Origin of the sequence: Subtercola sp. RTI3, from assembly GCF_035018625.1 — a bacterium.
Lineage (GTDB): Bacteria > Actinomycetota > Actinomycetes > Actinomycetales > Microbacteriaceae > Subtercola > Subtercola vilae.
The window spans coordinates 1-15,881 of sequence record NZ_JASJXO010000067.1 but is presented as its reverse complement, the minus strand read 5'-3'; the positions used below and the strand labels follow the sequence as shown (position 1 = coordinate 15,881).

General features: G+C 60.5%; 16 protein-coding genes and 2 pseudogenes. 11 read left to right on the top strand and 7 right to left on the bottom strand.

Going from position 1 to position 15,881, the window contains the following annotated elements:
* The 3 genes and pseudogenes from QN358_RS17270 to QN358_RS17260 form a co-directional block, all read left to right on the top strand.
* Positions 1 to 521 (top strand): annotated as a pseudogene (locus QN358_RS17270) (catalase-peroxidase); the annotation flags it as partial.
* 408 nt (positions 522 to 929) lie between these two features.
* Positions 930 to 1,724 (top strand): isocitrate lyase/phosphoenolpyruvate mutase family protein, encoded by a 795-nt coding sequence (locus tag QN358_RS17265; protein ID WP_323513093.1) that lies wholly within the window; start codon positions 930 to 932, stop codon positions 1,722 to 1,724.
* A 16-nt stretch (positions 1,725 to 1,740) separates the two neighbouring features.
* Positions 1,741 to 2,163, top strand: a complete 423-nt coding sequence (locus QN358_RS17260; protein WP_323513092.1) for a VOC family protein — start codon at positions 1,741 to 1,743, stop codon at positions 2,161 to 2,163.
* A gap of 774 nt (positions 2,164 to 2,937) precedes the next feature.
* Here QN358_RS17260 and QN358_RS17255 read toward each other — a convergent pair.
* The gene (locus QN358_RS17255) at positions 2,938 to 3,540 is read right to left on the bottom strand and encodes a TetR/AcrR family transcriptional regulator (protein WP_323513091.1); all 603 of its coding nucleotides are present in this window, start codon (positions 3,538 to 3,540) and stop codon (positions 2,938 to 2,940) included.
* An 87-nt stretch (positions 3,541 to 3,627) separates the two neighbouring features.
* Here QN358_RS17255 and QN358_RS17250 point away from each other — a divergent pair, with 87 nt between their 5' ends.
* The gene (locus QN358_RS17250; protein ID WP_323513090.1) at positions 3,628 to 4,461 is read left to right on the top strand and encodes an alpha/beta hydrolase; all 834 of its coding nucleotides are present in this window, start codon (positions 3,628 to 3,630) and stop codon (positions 4,459 to 4,461) included.
* A 370-nt stretch (positions 4,462 to 4,831) separates the two neighbouring features.
* Here QN358_RS17250 and QN358_RS17245 read toward each other — a convergent pair whose 3' ends face one another.
* The 5 genes from QN358_RS17245 to QN358_RS17225 all read right to left on the bottom strand — a co-directional run bounded on the left by QN358_RS17245 (position 4,832) and on the right by QN358_RS17225 (position 9,484).
* Positions 4,832 to 5,188, bottom strand: coding sequence for a hypothetical protein (locus QN358_RS17245; protein WP_323513089.1), 357 nt, complete (start codon positions 5,186 to 5,188; stop codon positions 4,832 to 4,834).
* Positions 5,189 to 5,223: 35 nt separating this feature from the next.
* Entirely contained in the window at positions 5,224 to 6,705 is a 1,482-nt protein-coding gene (locus QN358_RS17240) for an MFS transporter (RefSeq protein ID WP_323513088.1), read from the bottom strand.
* An 84-nt stretch (positions 6,706 to 6,789) separates the two neighbouring features.
* On the bottom strand, positions 6,790 to 7,341 hold the full coding sequence (locus tag QN358_RS17235; protein WP_323513087.1) for a helix-turn-helix domain-containing protein: 552 nt from the start codon (positions 7,339 to 7,341) through the stop codon (positions 6,790 to 6,792).
* 398 nt (positions 7,342 to 7,739) lie between these two features.
* Complete coding sequence (locus tag QN358_RS17230) at positions 7,740 to 8,687, bottom strand: SDR family NAD(P)-dependent oxidoreductase (RefSeq protein WP_323513086.1); 948 nt, start codon at positions 8,685 to 8,687, stop codon at positions 7,740 to 7,742.
* Positions 8,687 to 9,484 (bottom strand): SDR family oxidoreductase, encoded by a 798-nt coding sequence (locus tag QN358_RS17225; protein ID WP_323513085.1) that lies wholly within the window; start codon positions 9,482 to 9,484, stop codon positions 8,687 to 8,689. The genes QN358_RS17230 and QN358_RS17225 overlap by 1 nt, the downstream gene beginning before the upstream one ends.
* 54 nt (positions 9,485 to 9,538) lie before the next feature.
* Between QN358_RS17225 and QN358_RS17220 the strand changes: the two genes are divergently transcribed.
* The 7 genes and pseudogenes from QN358_RS17220 to QN358_RS17195 all read left to right on the top strand — a co-directional run bounded on the left by QN358_RS17220 (position 9,539) and on the right by QN358_RS17195 (position 13,929).
* Complete coding sequence (locus tag QN358_RS17220; RefSeq protein WP_323513084.1) at positions 9,539 to 10,150, top strand: TetR/AcrR family transcriptional regulator; 612 nt, start codon at positions 9,539 to 9,541, stop codon at positions 10,148 to 10,150.
* 147 nt (positions 10,151 to 10,297) lie between these two features.
* Positions 10,298 to 10,861: a GrpB family protein gene (locus QN358_RS17215; RefSeq protein WP_323513083.1), complete on the top strand. Its 564-nt coding sequence runs from the start codon at positions 10,298 to 10,300 to the stop codon at positions 10,859 to 10,861.
* Positions 10,837 to 10,971, top strand: a pseudogene (locus QN358_RS18945) (LD-carboxypeptidase); the annotation flags it as partial. The gene QN358_RS17215 and the pseudogene QN358_RS18945, both read left to right, overlap by 25 nt.
* A gap of 564 nt (positions 10,972 to 11,535) precedes the next feature.
* On the top strand, positions 11,536 to 11,850 hold the full coding sequence (locus tag QN358_RS17210; RefSeq protein ID WP_323513082.1) for a transposase: 315 nt from the start codon (positions 11,536 to 11,538) through the stop codon (positions 11,848 to 11,850).
* Positions 11,851 to 11,855: 5 nt separating this feature from the next.
* Positions 11,856 to 12,497, top strand: coding sequence for an IS3 family transposase (locus QN358_RS17205; RefSeq protein ID WP_323513081.1), 642 nt, complete (start codon positions 11,856 to 11,858; stop codon positions 12,495 to 12,497).
* Between the two features lie 23 nt (positions 12,498 to 12,520).
* The gene (locus QN358_RS17200) at positions 12,521 to 12,730 is read left to right on the top strand and encodes an IS3 family transposase (RefSeq protein ID WP_323513080.1); all 210 of its coding nucleotides are present in this window, start codon (positions 12,521 to 12,523) and stop codon (positions 12,728 to 12,730) included.
* Between the two features lie 134 nt (positions 12,731 to 12,864).
* Entirely contained in the window at positions 12,865 to 13,929 is a 1,065-nt protein-coding gene (locus tag QN358_RS17195) for a hypothetical protein (RefSeq protein ID WP_323513079.1), read from the top strand.
* Between the two features lie 222 nt (positions 13,930 to 14,151).
* On the opposite strand, the gene QN358_RS17190 is transcribed toward QN358_RS17195, so the two are convergent.
* On the bottom strand, positions 14,152 to 15,765 hold the full coding sequence (locus QN358_RS17190; protein WP_323513078.1) for a hypothetical protein: 1,614 nt from the start codon (positions 15,763 to 15,765) through the stop codon (positions 14,152 to 14,154).
* Between the last annotated feature and the right edge of the window lie 116 nt (positions 15,766 to 15,881).

The window sequence follows — 15,881 nt, the reverse complement described above, 5'->3', positions numbered from 1 at the left end:
TCGAGTGGCTGCGACCCATTGCGGACGGGTTCCGCAACTTCGTGTCCGAGCGCTTCGAAGAGTTTGCTCCGGGCGTCGCGCCCGAGGCGGCATTCCTCGACAAGGCGAACCTGTTCACTCTCACCGCACCGGAGTGGATCGTCCTGCATGCCGGGCTCCGCGTGCTCGGCAGCAACTGGGACGGGTCCGACGTGGGTGTGCTCACGGATCACGTCGGAGCCCTGACGGCCGACTTCCTCGTGAATCTGACCGACACCGACCTCATCTGGACGAAGGACGACGAGACCGCGATGGCATTCACTGGTCGGGTTCAGGCGACCGGCGAGGCTCGCTGGAGGGCCTCCCGGAATGATCTAGTATTCGGCTCGAACGCGCAACTGCGGTCGATCGCCGACGCCTACGCGGGCAGCGACGGGCAAGAGCGGTTCGTCCGCGACTTCATCCGCGTCTGGTCGAAGGTCATGATGCTCGACCGCTACGACGTCAAGGGCCACAAGCGTTACGGGGCAATGGCCGCCTGACCCCGGAGGTCGCTTCCCGGCGAGCTGACGGCGTGGAGGCACGGCGCGGTCACCCGCTAAGCCTCCAAGCAGTCGAGGCCTTGACCGAACGACGCTTGAGGCCGCGAGCCGCACGTTGCACGGATTGATCAGGCTGGGGGCGGCCAAGGAACCTCCGCGGGCAGCACGTGGTCGACCACACTCGCACCTCGACTGCCTGCGAGGGTGGACGGGCCGCTATGTCCTGAAAGCCGTTGCCCCACTCGTAGAGACGCCGACTGGATTTGCTTTGGCCTCGGGTCGCGAGAGGGTGCCGCTGATGTTCTCTGTGGCGGCTCGTAAGGCCTGAGCCTTCCAGGGTCCTGTCCCGCTGAGGAATGCGCGTTACCGGTAGAGGTTGGCTATTGCGTCACGCTCAGGCATCAGATTATGGCTGGTGCCGATAGAGTCAAAAAAGTGAATACCTTTGAAAAAGCGGAGTCCCTCCGCGACCTCCACCAAGCTTCCGAAATTCTCCGCGTCGTCAACGTGTGGGATGCGATCTCCACCAAGGTCGTCGCTGGCCTGCCAGCAACGAAGGCGATCGCCACGGCGGGCCATTCGATCGCGGCCAGCCTCGGATACGAAGACGGCAAGATGCCGCTGCAGGTTGCTCTTGATGCTGTCGAAGTTATCGTGAAGGCCACCGAACTACCGGTGACCGCGGACCTTGATGACGGATACGACAAGCCGGGTGAGACCATACGCCGGGCAATCGCGATCGGTGTCGTGGGCGCAAATGTCGAAGACAGGCTTCTGCCATTCGATGACTCGGTCGCCAGGGTCCGCGCGATCATCGTCGCGGCCGAAGCCGAAAAAGTTCCCTTCCAGTTGAATGCGCGCACCGATGCCATCGCCCGAGGAACCGGCCCACTGGATGAACGCCTTATCGAGGCCATCAAGCGCGGCAAGGCTTTTCTTGCTGAAGGTGCTGCGCTGGTCTTCATCCCGGGGTTGTCCGATCGGGAATCTGTCGAGCGGGTTGTTGCTGAGCTAGGCCGCAATACCGTGAGCATCATCGGTCTTCCCGGTGCACTGACCGCAGCCGAATATCAAGATCTCGGTATCGCACGCATCTCCTACGGTCCTCTAGTCCAACGCGTCACCCTGCTTGCGCTGCAGAACCTCGCCACTGATCTTTACGGGTCGGGCGTCATCCCCGCAGACCTGCCAGCACTCAACTAATCACCCGGACCCGATCATGACCATTCCGATTTCTGATTTAGCTCACCTGCGGCTGACGGTCACTGACATTGTCAAGTCTCGTGCTTTCTACGACGCCGTATTTGGGTTTCCCGTGCTGTACGAGGCTCCGCCTGCGGATGCCAGCGAGTCAGAAAAAGCAAGGCTGTCCTTTTTATTCGGCGGCGTCATCTACCTAGTCGGAGGCAAAGCATTCGGGCTGCGCCCGGTTGCCCCCGCGGGCGATAGATACGACGAAGACCGAGTGGGGCTTGATCACCTCTCCTTCGCAGTTCCCGGGGTGGCCGATCTTGAGGCAGCGATTCGGCTTCTGGATGACCTTGGCATCGCGCATGGCGGTATTAAGAACATTGGTTCCGGCTCAATTGTTGAGTTCCGCGATCCAGATAACATCGCTCTCGAATTGTTTACCGTGGCTTAGCTGTTCTGCCCGTTGACGTTGTGTACGCGGTCGATGGGAAGAACGCTCAGCTGTCGACCGAGTCTAGTCAGCAACTTCGGCCCATTTGCGATGATCTAGCGCCGGTCCGCTGGATCGGCGCTAGATCGACGGTTCGGTTTTCAGGCTGTCGTGCGGACGCGACTCCGGGTCGAGGCGAACCTGGCGTGTCCTGTAGTACTCGATAGGTTGGGAGAATCGCCGCCCGAATCGGTTCCGCCAGGTGAGTTGCCCGCCATAAGAAAATGCTGACATCTCGAATCGGCAAGCGTCGCCCAAAGTATGACGGGGTGCGCGCTGCTCCGACTCACGACCCTCAACGGTCAGCCGGGCCTAAACACGCCCGGCCACATCCGGACCGTTCGAGCGGATGACGACAGCGTCGGCCCCTCTCCACTCCGCCGGAGCTCACTCAACGACAGCGCCCTCGTTGTCGCCCACGCAAGCCCAGTGAACTGTCAACGTCTGCCACGCAGCAAAACCCGCAGCGGGCAGGGCAATGATCACCGCCACGATCGGAACTATCAGCGAAATATCTGCTAGCTGACTCAGCGTTTCTGTCGCTGTCAAGGCGCGAGTGCAGCGCGGATCACCGGTATGCGGAGGGCTCGACTATTCCGGCGGCCGCCGTGCAAGAGTCCAAGACTTTGCCCTTGGCCTTGCGGGAGCCGTGCTGTGCAGGCCCGATCAGATTGGCCCTTGCGCAAGCGCACCCGAGGTCCTCGATGACAATTCGGAACGTATTGCAGTAGGCGTTTATGAAGCGGGCAGGGCGGCTCTGATCAAAACTAGTGCTGCTTTTCGGGCATGGGCCGCGGGAGCAGAACTTCCCGCAATCGCTGCAGTAGTTTGGGCTCCTTCAGCCAAAATCGCCAGTTGTGGTGCAAGATCGGGGTTCGCATGGGCCTCATTCACAAGGCGAGCAACCTCCTGTTGAAAAGAGTGTTTGTGGTTACGAACACGGTCGGCTATCGCCGGCTCTGCTGCGCCAAGCTCAGCGAATGCATTGATGAAACCACACCCACGAAAAGTTCCTTCCTCAAACCACGCGGCCAGGTAGTCATAAATGACGAGCAGTCTGCGCTGGGCATCCGGCTCGTGCTGAAGTTGAGCGGTCAAGCCTTCCGTCCACATTTGGTGGCGGCGATCAAGAACCGCAAGGACGAGTTCGGTTTTCGACGGATACAAGTCATACATGGCCCGAAGGGACAAGCCGGTCGCTTCTCGCAGATCATCCATGACCACGAACTGGAATCCTCGCGAGTTGTACAGCTCGTCAGCGGTGGCGACCAGAAGCTCACGGGCGAGCGTCGCACGTTCCTGTCGCCTTACTGCGCTGGGCGTTGTGATTTGGCTCATAAAAAGATTGTACTTGCATTGAGAACGCGCGTTCTATATAGTCGTCAATAACGAGAACGCACGTTCTCTAAACACTAAGGACTCACCATGTCGTTCATCACGGTTGGCACCGAAAACAGCAGCAACATCGACCTCTACTATGAAGATCACGGCACCGGCCAGCCGGTTGTCCTCATCCACGGGTTTCCCCTCGATGGATCGTCATGGGAGAAACAAACCCTCGCACTGCTGACCGCCGGTTACCGGGTCATTACCTACGATCGCCGCGGATTCGGCAAATCCAGCCAGCCCACGATCGGCTACGACTACGACACCTTCGCCGCCGACCTCAACACCGTTCTTGAAACCCTCGACCTGCAGAACACCGTGCTTGTCGGGTTCTCTATGGGCACCGGCGAAGTCGGCCGCTACCTCAGCACCTACGGCTCTAAACGGGTAGCAAAAGCCGCGTTCCTCGCATCGCTTGAGCCGTTTTTGCTTCTCACCGACGACAACCCGACCGGTGTGCCCCAGGAAGTTTTCGATGGCATCCACGCTGGAATGGTCGCAGACCGCTACGCGTTCTTCACCGAGTTTTACAACAACTTTTTCAACAGCGCCGACAACCTCGGCACCCGACTGAGTGAAGAAGTCGTGCGCCACAGCTTCACCCTCGCAGCCGGCTCCAGTGCGTTCTCCACCACAGCGGTGCTGCCAACCTGGTTGACGGACTTCAGAGGTGATATCCCCAAAATTGATGTGCCGACCCTGATCGTGCATGGCACCGCTGACAACATTCTGCCCATCGACGCCACCGGGCGCCCGTTCGCGAAAGCACTACCCACAGCCGACTACGTGGAGATTGAGGGCGCCCCGCACGGCATGCTCTGGACCCACTATGCCGAGGTCAACGAAGCGCTACTCGCGTTTCTTGCGAAGTAATCTGTTCTGAAAATCCACCTCGGTGCCGGCGCCACAACGCTGCCGGTGTCGAGGTGGTAGGCAGGTGCAGCTGGGCGTCACGGGGTCTCTTTGGGAACGAGCAGCTAAGAACGACGGAAGAGTGCGGGTCGAATACCCCCGGGTCGTAACTAAATTAAGAAGACAGATGTCACCCGTAATTCGGTAAGCGCGTCATTCACCTCTCGGCTGAAGATTGGCGACCTCGGCAATTTGGTGTTGTGGGACCGAATCTGTCGCATTGACCGTTCCGCTTACGGGCGGCCAACCCGGGCGGAATCGGGGCTTGACCGTGCTCCAGTAAGCACCTGAAAAACCGCCGGGTGGTCGTCCGGCTTCCGGCAGATTTCGATCAGCGTTTGCGCCGGTAGATCGTGAGGAGTACGAGCGCGGATGCTGCGACGATCAGTACCGGAAAAACGGGATGCATGTCACGGGACAGGCTTCGAGCGCCGTCTGGTCGAAGCAGCCATATGGTCAGCGCCGTGGCGTAAAGCGCGCTGAGGAGTACTGCCCACCACCGCACTGACCGCAACTGGGCAGTGCGGAGAGCACCGAGGGTGACCGCCGCGACGGGCACGATGGCGAGCATCGCGAACTGTCCGATGATAAGCACCGGGATGGACCAGGCCGATATTGTCACATAGCGGGGGACACGGCCCGCTCTGGCGGCTGATGCGCTCGAGGCGGGAGTGGGAGACGTTGACATGGTGGAGCTCCGTTCGGTGGGTGGTGAGTGGATGGCTATGCGATGGGCTGGCTGGGGGTCGGGGTTTCTGCGACCGGCATCCGCCGGGCGAAGGTCGTGATTATCGCGCCGAGGAGGGCGAAGGTGGCCGACCCGAGGAACAGCCATGAGAAACCTCCGGTGAGGGCCTGGCTGGTAGTGGCATCTGCGGCTTCCAGCGCCCCGGTGCGGGCAGCGGCCAGCGAAGCAAGAACCGCGAGACCGAGCGCGCCACCGATCTGTTGGCTTGTGTTGATGAGCCCGCCGGCGAGCCCGGCTTCGGCGCCGCTGATGCCGTCGACCGAAAGCTGTGTCGCGGTGACGAACGCGCCGCCGAGGCCGATTCCGACGAGCAGGGTCGGGCCGAGCAAGTGCAGCACGAAGATGGCTCCGCTGGGTGCGGCTGCGAGCCAGACGAGGCCCGCGGCGAGGGTAACGAGGGAGCCGATCAGCGACGCTTTGGTGCCCAGCTTCGCGACAAGGGTCGGCACCAAGGCTGCGACGAGCACGAGAGCGCCGGCGAGCGGAAGTTGGCTGAGCCCGGCGGTCAGGGCGTCGTAGCCGAGGACGGTCTGGAGGTAGACCGATAGAGCGAAGAACATCGCGACCATCGCCGCTCCGACCAGCAGCATCACCAGATTACCGACGGTGAGGTTGCGATTGCGGAACACTGCGAGCGGCACGAGCGGCTCTCCGGTACGACGCTCGATGACGATGAACGCCGAGCCGAGCACGACGGCCGCGCCAGTCAGGCCGATGGGGAGCGGGTTGAGGAAGCCAACCTGCTCGATGCTGCTGAGCGCGCCCACGGCGGCGACGACCGCGCCGGTGACGGTGGCGGCCCCCGGGAAGTCGAGCCGGCTGGGGTTCGTCGCGGGGTCACGAGTGATGAGTTTCGGGAGGGCGACGAGCACGAGCAGACCGACAGGCACATTCACGAAGAAGACCGCTGACCACCCCAGGTTCGCTGTGAGGACTCCGCCGAGCAGGACTCCCGCCGCCGAGCCGATGCCGGCTACGCCACCCCAGATGCCGAGAGCCTTGGCCCTGTCCGCCGACGTACGGAACAGCTGGGTTAGCAGGGCGAGCGCTGCGGGCGCGAGCAGCGCGGCGGAGGCGCCCTGCAAGGCACGCGCCGTCAGCAGCATCCCGCCGCTCGCCGACAGGCCCGCCAACGCGGACGCCGTGACAAAGCCTGCCGTCCCGATGAGGAAGAGACGTCGGTGGCCGACGCGGTCGGCGAGACGCCCACCTAGGAGGAGCAGGCCGCCGAAAGGCAGCACATAGGCCGTGATGACCCAAGCCAGGGCCACTGTGTCGAGCCCAAGCTGACGGCCGAGAACGGGAAGGGCGATGTTGACGATGGATGCGTCGAGCACGACGAGGAACTGCGCGAGCGCGAGAACGGTGAGAGCAATCCACCGGCGGGTGCTTCGCGGTTCGGGAGTGAGTCTGGAGGTCCGGGGCTTGGTCGGGGCGGGACGAGTCGGGAGGGACATAGGACTTTCCTTTCGTTGGATGAGTGGTTGATCACTCACTTAGGTGGATACGGAGCGGCAGTGGTGAACAGGTCCGAGGGTGATCTAGCCCGTGTGGCGGATGCCGTGGGCGAGGATCAGCGCCCAGTCGTCGGGAATGTCGTCGATGCCCGTAGTCACGATCAAATGGCATAGCTGTCCGTAGGCGATGAAGTGCTGGATCGCCTCGTCGCTGGCGCCCGAGCGCGTCTTGGCGAATCGGGTCACCATGCCTAGTCCGGCCCGGAGCGCCTGGCGCACCTCGGCGATGTCGGCGACAGACTGGGCATGCACCTGCAGCATGAGCAGGGTCCGATCGCTTATGAGTTCGGCATAGGCGAGACCCATGGCATCGATAACGCCGTCGGGAGACTGGTCTGCGGAGTCGTCGGCGCCGGCAGAAATCGCTGCGACGATCCGCTCGAAGCACATCTCCAGCGCCGCCACGAACAGGCTCTCCTTGCCGGGAAAAAGTTTGAAGACGTATGCCGGCGAGATTCGCGCCTCACGGGCCACGTCGGCGACTGTCGTCCCGTGAAAGCCACCGCGGGCGAACTCGCGCATCGCGCTGACGGCGACGACCGGTCTGCGAAGCTCGGAAGTGGAGAGTGTGGACATGAGAGTGACTGTACACTCACTCTTGGTCTTTCCGCAAGGACTGCCAAAAGAGCTCGCCAACCGGGTCGCGCCAACGAGACGATCCTCCGCGGGTCGCAAGCCGGCCAACTTTATCGATGCGGAGGTGGAACTGGAGCGACAGGCCAAAGACTCCTGCAGAAACACACCGCTGCACGCTCACCAGAAAACTGTCTCGCTGAACGTTCGACGTGCGGGCTTTCTGCGGCGTCCCACTGGCTCGTAACCTAAGTGCTTCGAAACCGGCGATCTCAGGTGGTGAGTGCAACATACTGCTGCCGGCGTGCGCAGGGCGAGACACCTCATTTCTCTACGGTTAGGGGACTGTCGAGGGGGCACAGGCTTGCGCAGTACGGACTGTGCGCAGTTTTACCTGCCTGTCAGGCTGAGACCATCGGCTGTGGGTCCTTCTCGGTGACGAGTTCGATGGAGATGTCCCACAGTTGTTTTGCGACGGTTAGGTCCAGGGCATGCGGCATGACACCGTGAACGCCATCCGAGATTTTGCGCACAATACGGGCAGGATGGCAGTCCTCAAAATACGCGGGGCCGCCGGGTGCTAGGTCGGCCCTGGTCGCAACATAGACCGAGGTCGCAGCCCCTTGTGCTGTGGTCTTCGTCGGATATCGACGCTTCATGTCAGCGAGTACTAGGGGATCCCAGTACCGCTGCAGGTTGGTCCAGATGCCGCCCGGCATGGCCGCTGCGGCCGTGATGCCGTAAGCCGCCCACCGTCTTGTCGCCTCGAGGGCGAAGAGCACATTCGCCGTCTTCGACTGCCCGTAGGCGAGTCCCGCGTTGTAGGTATCTCGCTGAAAGAACATGTCGTCAAAGCGGATGCCGCTGGCTGCGTGGCCGCTCGAGCTGACCGACACGATCCGGGCGTTTCGCGCTTCGACGAGCGCGGGGAGCATTTCCGTGGTGAGTGCGAAATGTCCCAGATGGTTGACGGCCATCTGCATCTCCCATCCTGCGTCGGTGCGGAGCTCCGGCGCGTGCATGATGCCGGCGTTGTTGATTAGGTAGTGGGGCGGACCAGACCACGCTTTGGCGAAGGAGCGCACGGACGCTAGATCTGCGAGGTCCAATTCGGCGACACGGATGCCGTCATTACCGGTCGAGGCGCGGAGGGATATGGCGGTTCGTTCGCCAGCAATGGTGTCTCTGACCGCGAGGGTGACGCTGGCGCCGGCGGATGCGAGTGCCCGCACCGTCTCGACGCCGATGCCAGAGCTCGCCCCGGTCACGATCGCAGACCTGCCGACGAGGTCAAGGCCGTCGACCACGTCGAGTGCGGTGGAGTCCGGACCGAAAGTGTTGTCCGCCATCAGCCGACCCGGGTGTTGACGATCCCGCCATCGACATCAAGCACAGTGCCGTGCACGAACAATGCCTCATCCGATGCGAGATAACGAACCGCGAAGGCGATGTCAACCGGGCGCACAGGTCGGCCGGCGGCGGTGGCGGCGGTCATTGCTGCGAGTACTTCCGCGCTGTCGGCGTTGCCCGGTGTGCTCGTCGCACCGGGTGCAACAGTGTTAACGTTGACGCCGCTGGGCCCGAACTCTGCCGCCCAGGTGCGGGTCATCTGCTCGATGGCCGCTTTTGATCCGGTGTACATGGCACCGAAAGGAACGCCGACGCGAGACATCCACGAGCCGACATTCACGATCGATCCGGTGCCCCGCTCGGCCATGGCGGGGGCGAGTTCGGCGACGAGCACGTGGGGTGCACGCACATTTGTGGCCAGGATCGCGTCGAGGTCGGTGTCGGAGAGGCCGACCGTTGGCGGTGCCGGATAGATACCGGCATTGTTGACGAGAATGTCGACATGGCCACCGAGCACTTGTGTCGCCGTGCGGGCGAATGTGCGGAGATCGTCGTAAGTTCCGGCCAGATTAGCTGCCACAACATGAGCAGCTCCCCCTGCGGCGACAATTGTGTCTGCGACCGCCTGAGCGCGGCCTGCATCACGGCCGTGGACGACGACGGTGGCTCCGGATGCTGCAAGCACTCGAGCGATGGCCTCACCAATGCCACTGCTGGAGCCTGTGACGATCGCAGTGCGCCCGGCGAGACGAAAATCAATTGGAAGGGACTCGAGGACTTCTGTATTGGACTTCATGGTCCATTCCTAGCACATACTGGACCTCATGGTCCAATAAGCTAGATTGAAGTTATGGAAACAGCGAAGATTACTGAGCGGGGACGTATCACCCGTCAGCGGATCATCGAGGCCACGGGCGAGCAGATCCTCGCCTCGGGAATCGGCGGCACCACACTCGACACGGTGCGAGCTGCAACGCTGACCAGCAAGAGTCAGCTGTTCCACTATTTTCCTGGCGGCAAAGCGGAGTTGGTGCGTGAGGTCGCCGATTGGGAGGGACGCCAGCTGCTGGAAGCGCAGGAGCCGGAGATCCATGACCTCGGGTCGTGGGAGTCGTGGGAGCGGTGGCGCGCCCTGCTTGTGGAGTATTACATTGGCCGAGGTCGCTGGGCTTGCCCGATCGGTTCGCTCGCGACGCAGGCTGCGATGACCGATCCTGAACTAGCGAGCATCATTGCGGAGAGCATGCGCGCTTGGCGTGGAGCATTGGCCGAAGGCGTGCAGAGAATGCAGAGCACTGGAACAGTGGACAAGCTGGCCGATTCGGAGAGGATCGCGACCGTCATCCTTGCCGCGATCCAGGGTGGTCTCCTACTTAGTCAGCCTGAGGGCTCTGCCTGGCCGCTGGAAGCCGCCCTAGACACTGCTCTCGCGCCGCTTCACGGGGTTGCGACCACGGCATAGCCAAGCAACAATCGACCACTCTGCGCTCGAAATCATCATCCGAGGCACTGATCCACGACCGTCAAGAGACGTTCGCAACCCATGGGCTGAGAGACGGCAAGACGGTTTATTGGGCGGAAGACAACGTCTCGAGGGAAGGGTGGCCAAATGGTGAACAATCTTGGACGCCGGCGCAAAGACGTTGAAGGAATCGAGCTTGTCGGCGGATCTGAAAAGCGGCATCTCGAATTGGTTGGGTATTACGAGGGCTGGGTGAGTATTTTTCTTGAACATCAGGCACGATTGTGGGACGTGCTTGGGCCGGCGGCAGTCGAGGTCGAACACATCGGATCGACTGCGGTTCCCGGACTGGCAGCTAAGCCAATTGTTGACATCGTGGTCACGGTCGATGATGTCACTGCGGAGGAGGACTATTTTATTCCGCTCGTGGCCGCGGGTTATGAGTTGCGCATTCGTGAGCCTGGCCATCGCTTGGTGCGCACGCGATGTGCTTACCCACATCCTGCAACGGGGCGACCAGGCTGCAGACAACTACCGCCTATTGCGCAATCGTCTCCGCACGGATGCAGACGACCGCGCGTTGTAGGAAGGGCAAAGCGAGCGTTGCTGCAGCAGGGTTTTGACGATATGAATGCATACGCCAATGCCAAGAGCGAAGTGATCGCAGCGATTATCGAGCGGGCGCCGCCCGATATAACTTCGAAGCCGTGATCTGCGTCGGAGTGCCATTCGGACACACCAGACCGCAGTGGATTGTCCCGCACGGCAACACGATCCGGCTCGATGGCATCGCCCGCACAGTCAGCGCCGACTACAGCTGAAGTCAACACGCTGCGTTTCTCACCGTCCGCCGCAAAACTGAGGGTGGCGACTCCACGCTCACCCCGCCCCCGTCCCGCAAAGGGTTCGGCTTACGGGAATTGAGGCAAGTCCGTCGTCGATCGGAACGAGCTGTGCAGGCGACTTCGGGCATTTGTGCAGGCGACTTCGAAAAATGACACCGATAACGATGGTTTCCGAGGTGACCTGGTGGGTAGTCGTCGGCGGTCCCGACACGCCGACGCTCGACGACCCGAAACTCTGACCCGAAACCTACTGTGGAGTTGATCAGTAAATGGCGGTGTTCTGTGATCGCTCCGTGGCGCGGTTAGACGCAGTACCGTCTTGGATCGCATGGGTTTCGAGACACTTAGGTTGCGAGACTGGCGGACCAGCCAGGTAGGTGCGATTCGCTGATCGGGCTGGGTTAGCGGGATCCGGACTCTCGTTGGGAGATTCGTCACTGGATGGCGCCCAGGCGAGGTTTTCTGTTCTCGGGTCTCTCTTCTCCCTACCATTGGCCTTGACCCGGTTTGGTGGACACCTCACAAGAGAGAATGTTCATTATGGGAAAGTCGCGTCGGGAGTTCACTCCTGAGTTCAAAGACGAGGCCGTGAAGCTCGTTATCAACACGGGCAGGCCGGTCGCTACGGTCGCGCGGGAGCTCGGTATCAACGAGGCGTCGTTGGGGCGGTGGGTGCTGTTGTTCAAGGCCCGCAGCGACGATAATACGGCGGTGGTCACGGAGTCCGAGCGGTCCGAGCTGGCGAGGCTTCGGAAAGAGAACGCTGACCTGAAATTGGATCGGGCGTTTCTAAAAAAAGCATCCATCTTCTTCGCCCAGGAAGCGTCGGATTCGAACGGGAAGCGTTCGAGCTGATGCGGGTGGAGAAGAACAATTACAGTATCGTCCGGATGGTTCGCCTGCTCCACGTCTCCCGGTCCGGGTACTACGCCTGGCTGGGTCGTCTGCCGTCGAAAAGGGCGATCCGGCAGGAAGTCGTGGAGGCGAAAGTGGGCTGGTTCCACGGCGATTCCGACGAGGTCTACGGGTCGCCCAGGATCCTCGCCGATCTCCGCGCTGACGGCGAAATCATCTCCCGCAAAACCGTCGCGAAGACCATGCGCAGGCTCGGCCTGGTGGGGGTGTGCCCGAAGAAATGGCGCACCACCACGATCATCGACCGCGCGGACGCGTACCCCGCTGATGCGGTGAAACGCCAGTGGGATACTGGGGCTTTGAACCAGGTTTGGGTCGGCGACATTACGTATCTTCGGACGTGGGAAGGATGGGTTTACCTCGCGACCGTGATCGACGCGCACAGCCGCCGGGTGATCGGCTGGGCTATCGCGGATCATATGCGCACCGACCTCATCCAAGACGCCCTCACGATGGCACTCACGCTCCGCGGTGACAGGCCGGCGAAGGTGATCTTTCACAACGACCGATTGAATTCACCCAATATGCATCTGAACAGATCACCGATTTTGCGGCCAAGAACGGCATCACGCGGTCGATGGGATTGACCGGTATCTGCTGGGACAACGCAATGGCCGAGAGCTTCTTCGCGACACTGAAAACCGAGTTCTACTACCGTCGTATGTGGCCCACCCGAGCCCGCGCCACTCGTGACGTCGGTGCGTGGATCGAGGACCGCTACAACCGCCGACGCCGACACTCACAAATCGGCAACGTCACACCCGTCGACTTCGAACTGCGATACTCAAACCAGCAAGCGGAAGTTCAACTCGCCGCATAACCCCGTGTCCACCAACCGGGGGCAAGGCCACATGGAGCGTATGCAACGGTCGGGGGCTGCTGCACTGATCGCCCCCACTTGTAATCCTGGTGCGCGGCAAAGCAATTGCAGATCAGTGGGGGAGTGGAGTTGTTGTGACGGGCGAGACTGTTTTGTCGATTGCTTGTGATGAGTCGGGTTCTGAGGGTGAGAATCTGATGCTGAGCCAGCATGCCGTTTTCGTGCACGCCAGCGTCAGCGTTGCAATGGATGCGGCGACTGAGTTCATGGACATGGTCCGCAGTTCGATGAGGGCGCAATCCCCTGAGGTGAAGTCGAAAACTGCTCTGGCGTCGAGGAATAGACCTGCTCTTCTGGCGGCGATGGGATCGTCTGACCTGACGGGCAACATCAATCTTGTCGAGAAGTCTTATTTCGTGGTTGCAAGGTTGCTTGAAATAACTGTTGCGCAGAAGGCGAGTAGTGAAGGTCAAGATATTGCTGGTTCCGGCGGTGGGCGAGAGCTGGCCGACTTTTTCCATGCCAAGGGGCCGAGCGCGGTTGGACGGCAGGTGTGGGATGGGCTTCTGAGGTCTTTCAATGATCTCGTGCGCATTTATGCGCGAGAGGGAACCCAGTCGCCGACGGCAAAACCATTTTTCGATGCGCTAGTTCTCGCGCGCTTTTCCTGTACCAATCGTCAGGTGGGGAATATTCTCGACGAAATTTGGGCGGCTCGCTATTTTGCTGCGGAATATGAGGATGCTAGTCCCTTTGGGCTGCGCGAGATGGATCCGATGGCTTTTACGCTTAGCTCGGTTGCGCGCAACTGGGGGATGCGGCTTGGAGATGTGCCGTTTGAGTTGGTTACGGATCAGTACAGCGGGTTGACCGACGAGCTGCGAGCACAAATTGTCGAGGCTGTCCGCGCGCCATTGTCGATTGGTCCGGTTGCTCTTCCGGAGCCCAATCTTCGAGGCATACGCATGGTCGACTCGAGAGGTGACTCCCGTGTGCAGATCGCCGACATTCTGGGCGGTATTGGCCGAGAAATAGTTCGGCTCGCTGTGGACGGCGTTTTCGATGACGAGCTGCAGGTGATGGTGCACGAAATGCTGGACTACAACGTGATGTGTTCCACCGGCTCAGCTATTGATGTGTTATTGGATCGTCGGCCCCTGCGATATTTCGCGTCGTGGCAGTCCGCACAGAGCTTGTAAGGGGGTGTCGCAGCCGCGCGATGGGTAATTCCAGCGGGCGGTGCGGCTGTCGGAGCGGTTCGACCACCCCCCCCCGTTACTTTCTTCGTAGGCCCCTGCGAATCAGGCTGGTGCGCTCTCGCCGAGGACGTAGCCGCCACTGGAAAGTCGGTATACGAGGGTGTTGACCTCGCGCGGCATCTCGACCACCGGGCGAAGCGGACTAGTCGATGTGGACAATTGCTAGTACATACCCTCAATGGCTGTCGCACTACTTTGGACAGCCGGTTGAATTTTCTTAAATACGGCCGGGTCAAGGATAATTCGTCGGATGCTGCGCTTGTCGGCAAATGGGACGATTCGCTCAGAAGTCGGATCGATCTCGGTGTCAGGACCGGTAATTCCCTCCGGCTCACTCTTCGTACGCTTCAAGTCGACGTAAGTGCCGTAGTCCAGGGCATAGATGTTGTACCGCAGCCCGGGGTTCTCTTTGTCGCTGTAGCCCCGCGATACAAGGTGAAGAAGCCTGAGGTCGAACAAGGATTGGACCATGGGGTCATCGTTGTGCTCGCGAGCGAGCATGAACATCTTTGCTTGTCGAGATCCAATGACTTCGTTGATGATCAGGTGCAGTGCCTCGGATTGCTCGTGCGAGAGAGTCGTTGATTTATCCGTCTCGTACCAAGCGCGTGCGGCTTCCTCAACAGAGTTGAGGTCGATCTTCGATTTGCCTTCTCGAACTGCTCTGAAATAGGCGGCCGTGAAAACGCCGATGAAATCTCGGACCACCCCCTCTCCAGCTCGCACAAGCTCAGTGAACGTAGCCTGCTCAGTAAACAGATCTCGTCTGAAAGCCGCGCCCGAGTTAATCCCTAGAGATTCCAAATACCCTTTCGGAAGCTCGGCGTCGAGGTGCTTTCGGAGCACCTCCAGGAACAGGTCGACAACGTGTGCGGGATTCCTATCGTAAACGTAGTAATCATCGAGATCGAGATTTGCTGAGACATCCGGGCCGAGTTCAAAACCGACAACGCTTCCTCCTTCGGCAGGGATTGAGAATCGCGAGCGATATTCCAATGCTGCAATCTTCAGAGTGATGCGCTTGACCGGGATAAACGCGCGTCGTAAGAACTCGGCGATGTAGGGCTGAAGATCCGCAGGGATCGCTGTCCACTCATCGATGAGCACGTACAAATTAGAAATGCTTAGTGCTTTCAACGCGACATCAAGTTGCTGGGCGACTTCGGCAAAGACAATCGTGTCGCGGAGGGCTTCCGTGTGACTGACCGTCTTTTCATCCTCGCTGCCATCGTTCGCGTGGAGTTGTGCGCTAGGCAGACCGCTCGCTCCAATGCCTGCTTGGACGCCGGAATCTGTCGTTTGTTTCGTGCGCTGACTGATATCTCGTTCGGCAACCGAAACACTCTTGGCTCGTATTACATCTTCCAATTCGGAAACCTCTTGCAGGCCTGCCCCGTCGGACTCAGGTCGCGTAACGATGTCCATCAGCTGCCCCTGGATTAACGAGAGAATATCCTTGAAAACGGCTACGCACCGGTCTGCCAACGGCCGACTGAACTCAGTCATGAGGCCGGCGCTCCCAAGGACCCGCAGATCGATGTATAGCGTTGTCCTGGGAGCGGTCTTTTCGATCTGTAGCCCCAGCACTCTGAGGACGTGTGATTTCCCAGTGCCTCGTCGACCATAGAGGATTTGGTTATTGGTGTTCGCGAGCTGGGGAAGGATTCCGGTATCGACGAAAGTACGAGAGAGGATCTCGTCATCAGTCTCTCGATCGGCGCGCGGCTCGATGCTGCTCACCGCCGCCTTGAATTTCTCGTCGTCGACCAACGCCATGACTTCCCCCTTTGTTTTTGACCTGGTCGCTGTCTTTCAGGTCACGTCCCGCTGAGTGGTGTGCTTTCGCTTTACCGTGCAGGTCAGTGGTTTTAGCTTAGGCGGCGGTCAGCTCG

Coding starts and splice junctions, on each gene's coding strand:
- QN358_RS17265 (WP_323513093.1), top strand. CDS start 930: ATGGCTGGTGCCGATAGAGTCAAAAAAGTGAATACCTTTGAAAAAGCG.
- QN358_RS17260 (WP_323513092.1), top strand. CDS start 1,741: ATGACCATTCCGATTTCTGATTTAGCTCACCTGCGGCTGACGGTCACT.
- QN358_RS17255 (WP_323513091.1), bottom strand. CDS start 3,540: ATGAGCCAAATCACAACGCCCAGCGCAGTAAGGCGACAGGAACGTGCG.
- QN358_RS17250 (WP_323513090.1), top strand. CDS start 3,628: ATGTCGTTCATCACGGTTGGCACCGAAAACAGCAGCAACATCGACCTC.
- QN358_RS17245 (WP_323513089.1), bottom strand. CDS start 5,188: ATGTCAACGTCTCCCACTCCCGCCTCGAGCGCATCAGCCGCCAGAGCG.
- QN358_RS17240 (WP_323513088.1), bottom strand. CDS start 6,705: ATGTCCCTCCCGACTCGTCCCGCCCCGACCAAGCCCCGGACCTCCAGA.
- QN358_RS17235 (WP_323513087.1), bottom strand. CDS start 7,341: ATGTCCACACTCTCCACTTCCGAGCTTCGCAGACCGGTCGTCGCCGTC.
- QN358_RS17230 (WP_323513086.1), bottom strand. CDS start 8,687: ATGGCGGACAACACTTTCGGTCCGGACTCCACCGCACTCGACGTGGTC.
- QN358_RS17225 (WP_323513085.1), bottom strand. CDS start 9,484: ATGAAGTCCAATACAGAAGTCCTCGAGTCCCTTCCAATTGATTTTCGT.
- QN358_RS17220 (WP_323513084.1), top strand. CDS start 9,539: ATGGAAACAGCGAAGATTACTGAGCGGGGACGTATCACCCGTCAGCGG.
- QN358_RS17215 (WP_323513083.1), top strand. CDS start 10,298: ATGGTGAACAATCTTGGACGCCGGCGCAAAGACGTTGAAGGAATCGAG.
- QN358_RS17210 (WP_323513082.1), top strand. CDS start 11,536: ATGGGAAAGTCGCGTCGGGAGTTCACTCCTGAGTTCAAAGACGAGGCC.
- QN358_RS17200 (WP_323513080.1), top strand. CDS start 12,521: ATGGCCGAGAGCTTCTTCGCGACACTGAAAACCGAGTTCTACTACCGT.
- QN358_RS17190 (WP_323513078.1), bottom strand. CDS start 15,765: ATGGCGTTGGTCGACGACGAGAAATTCAAGGCGGCGGTGAGCAGCATC.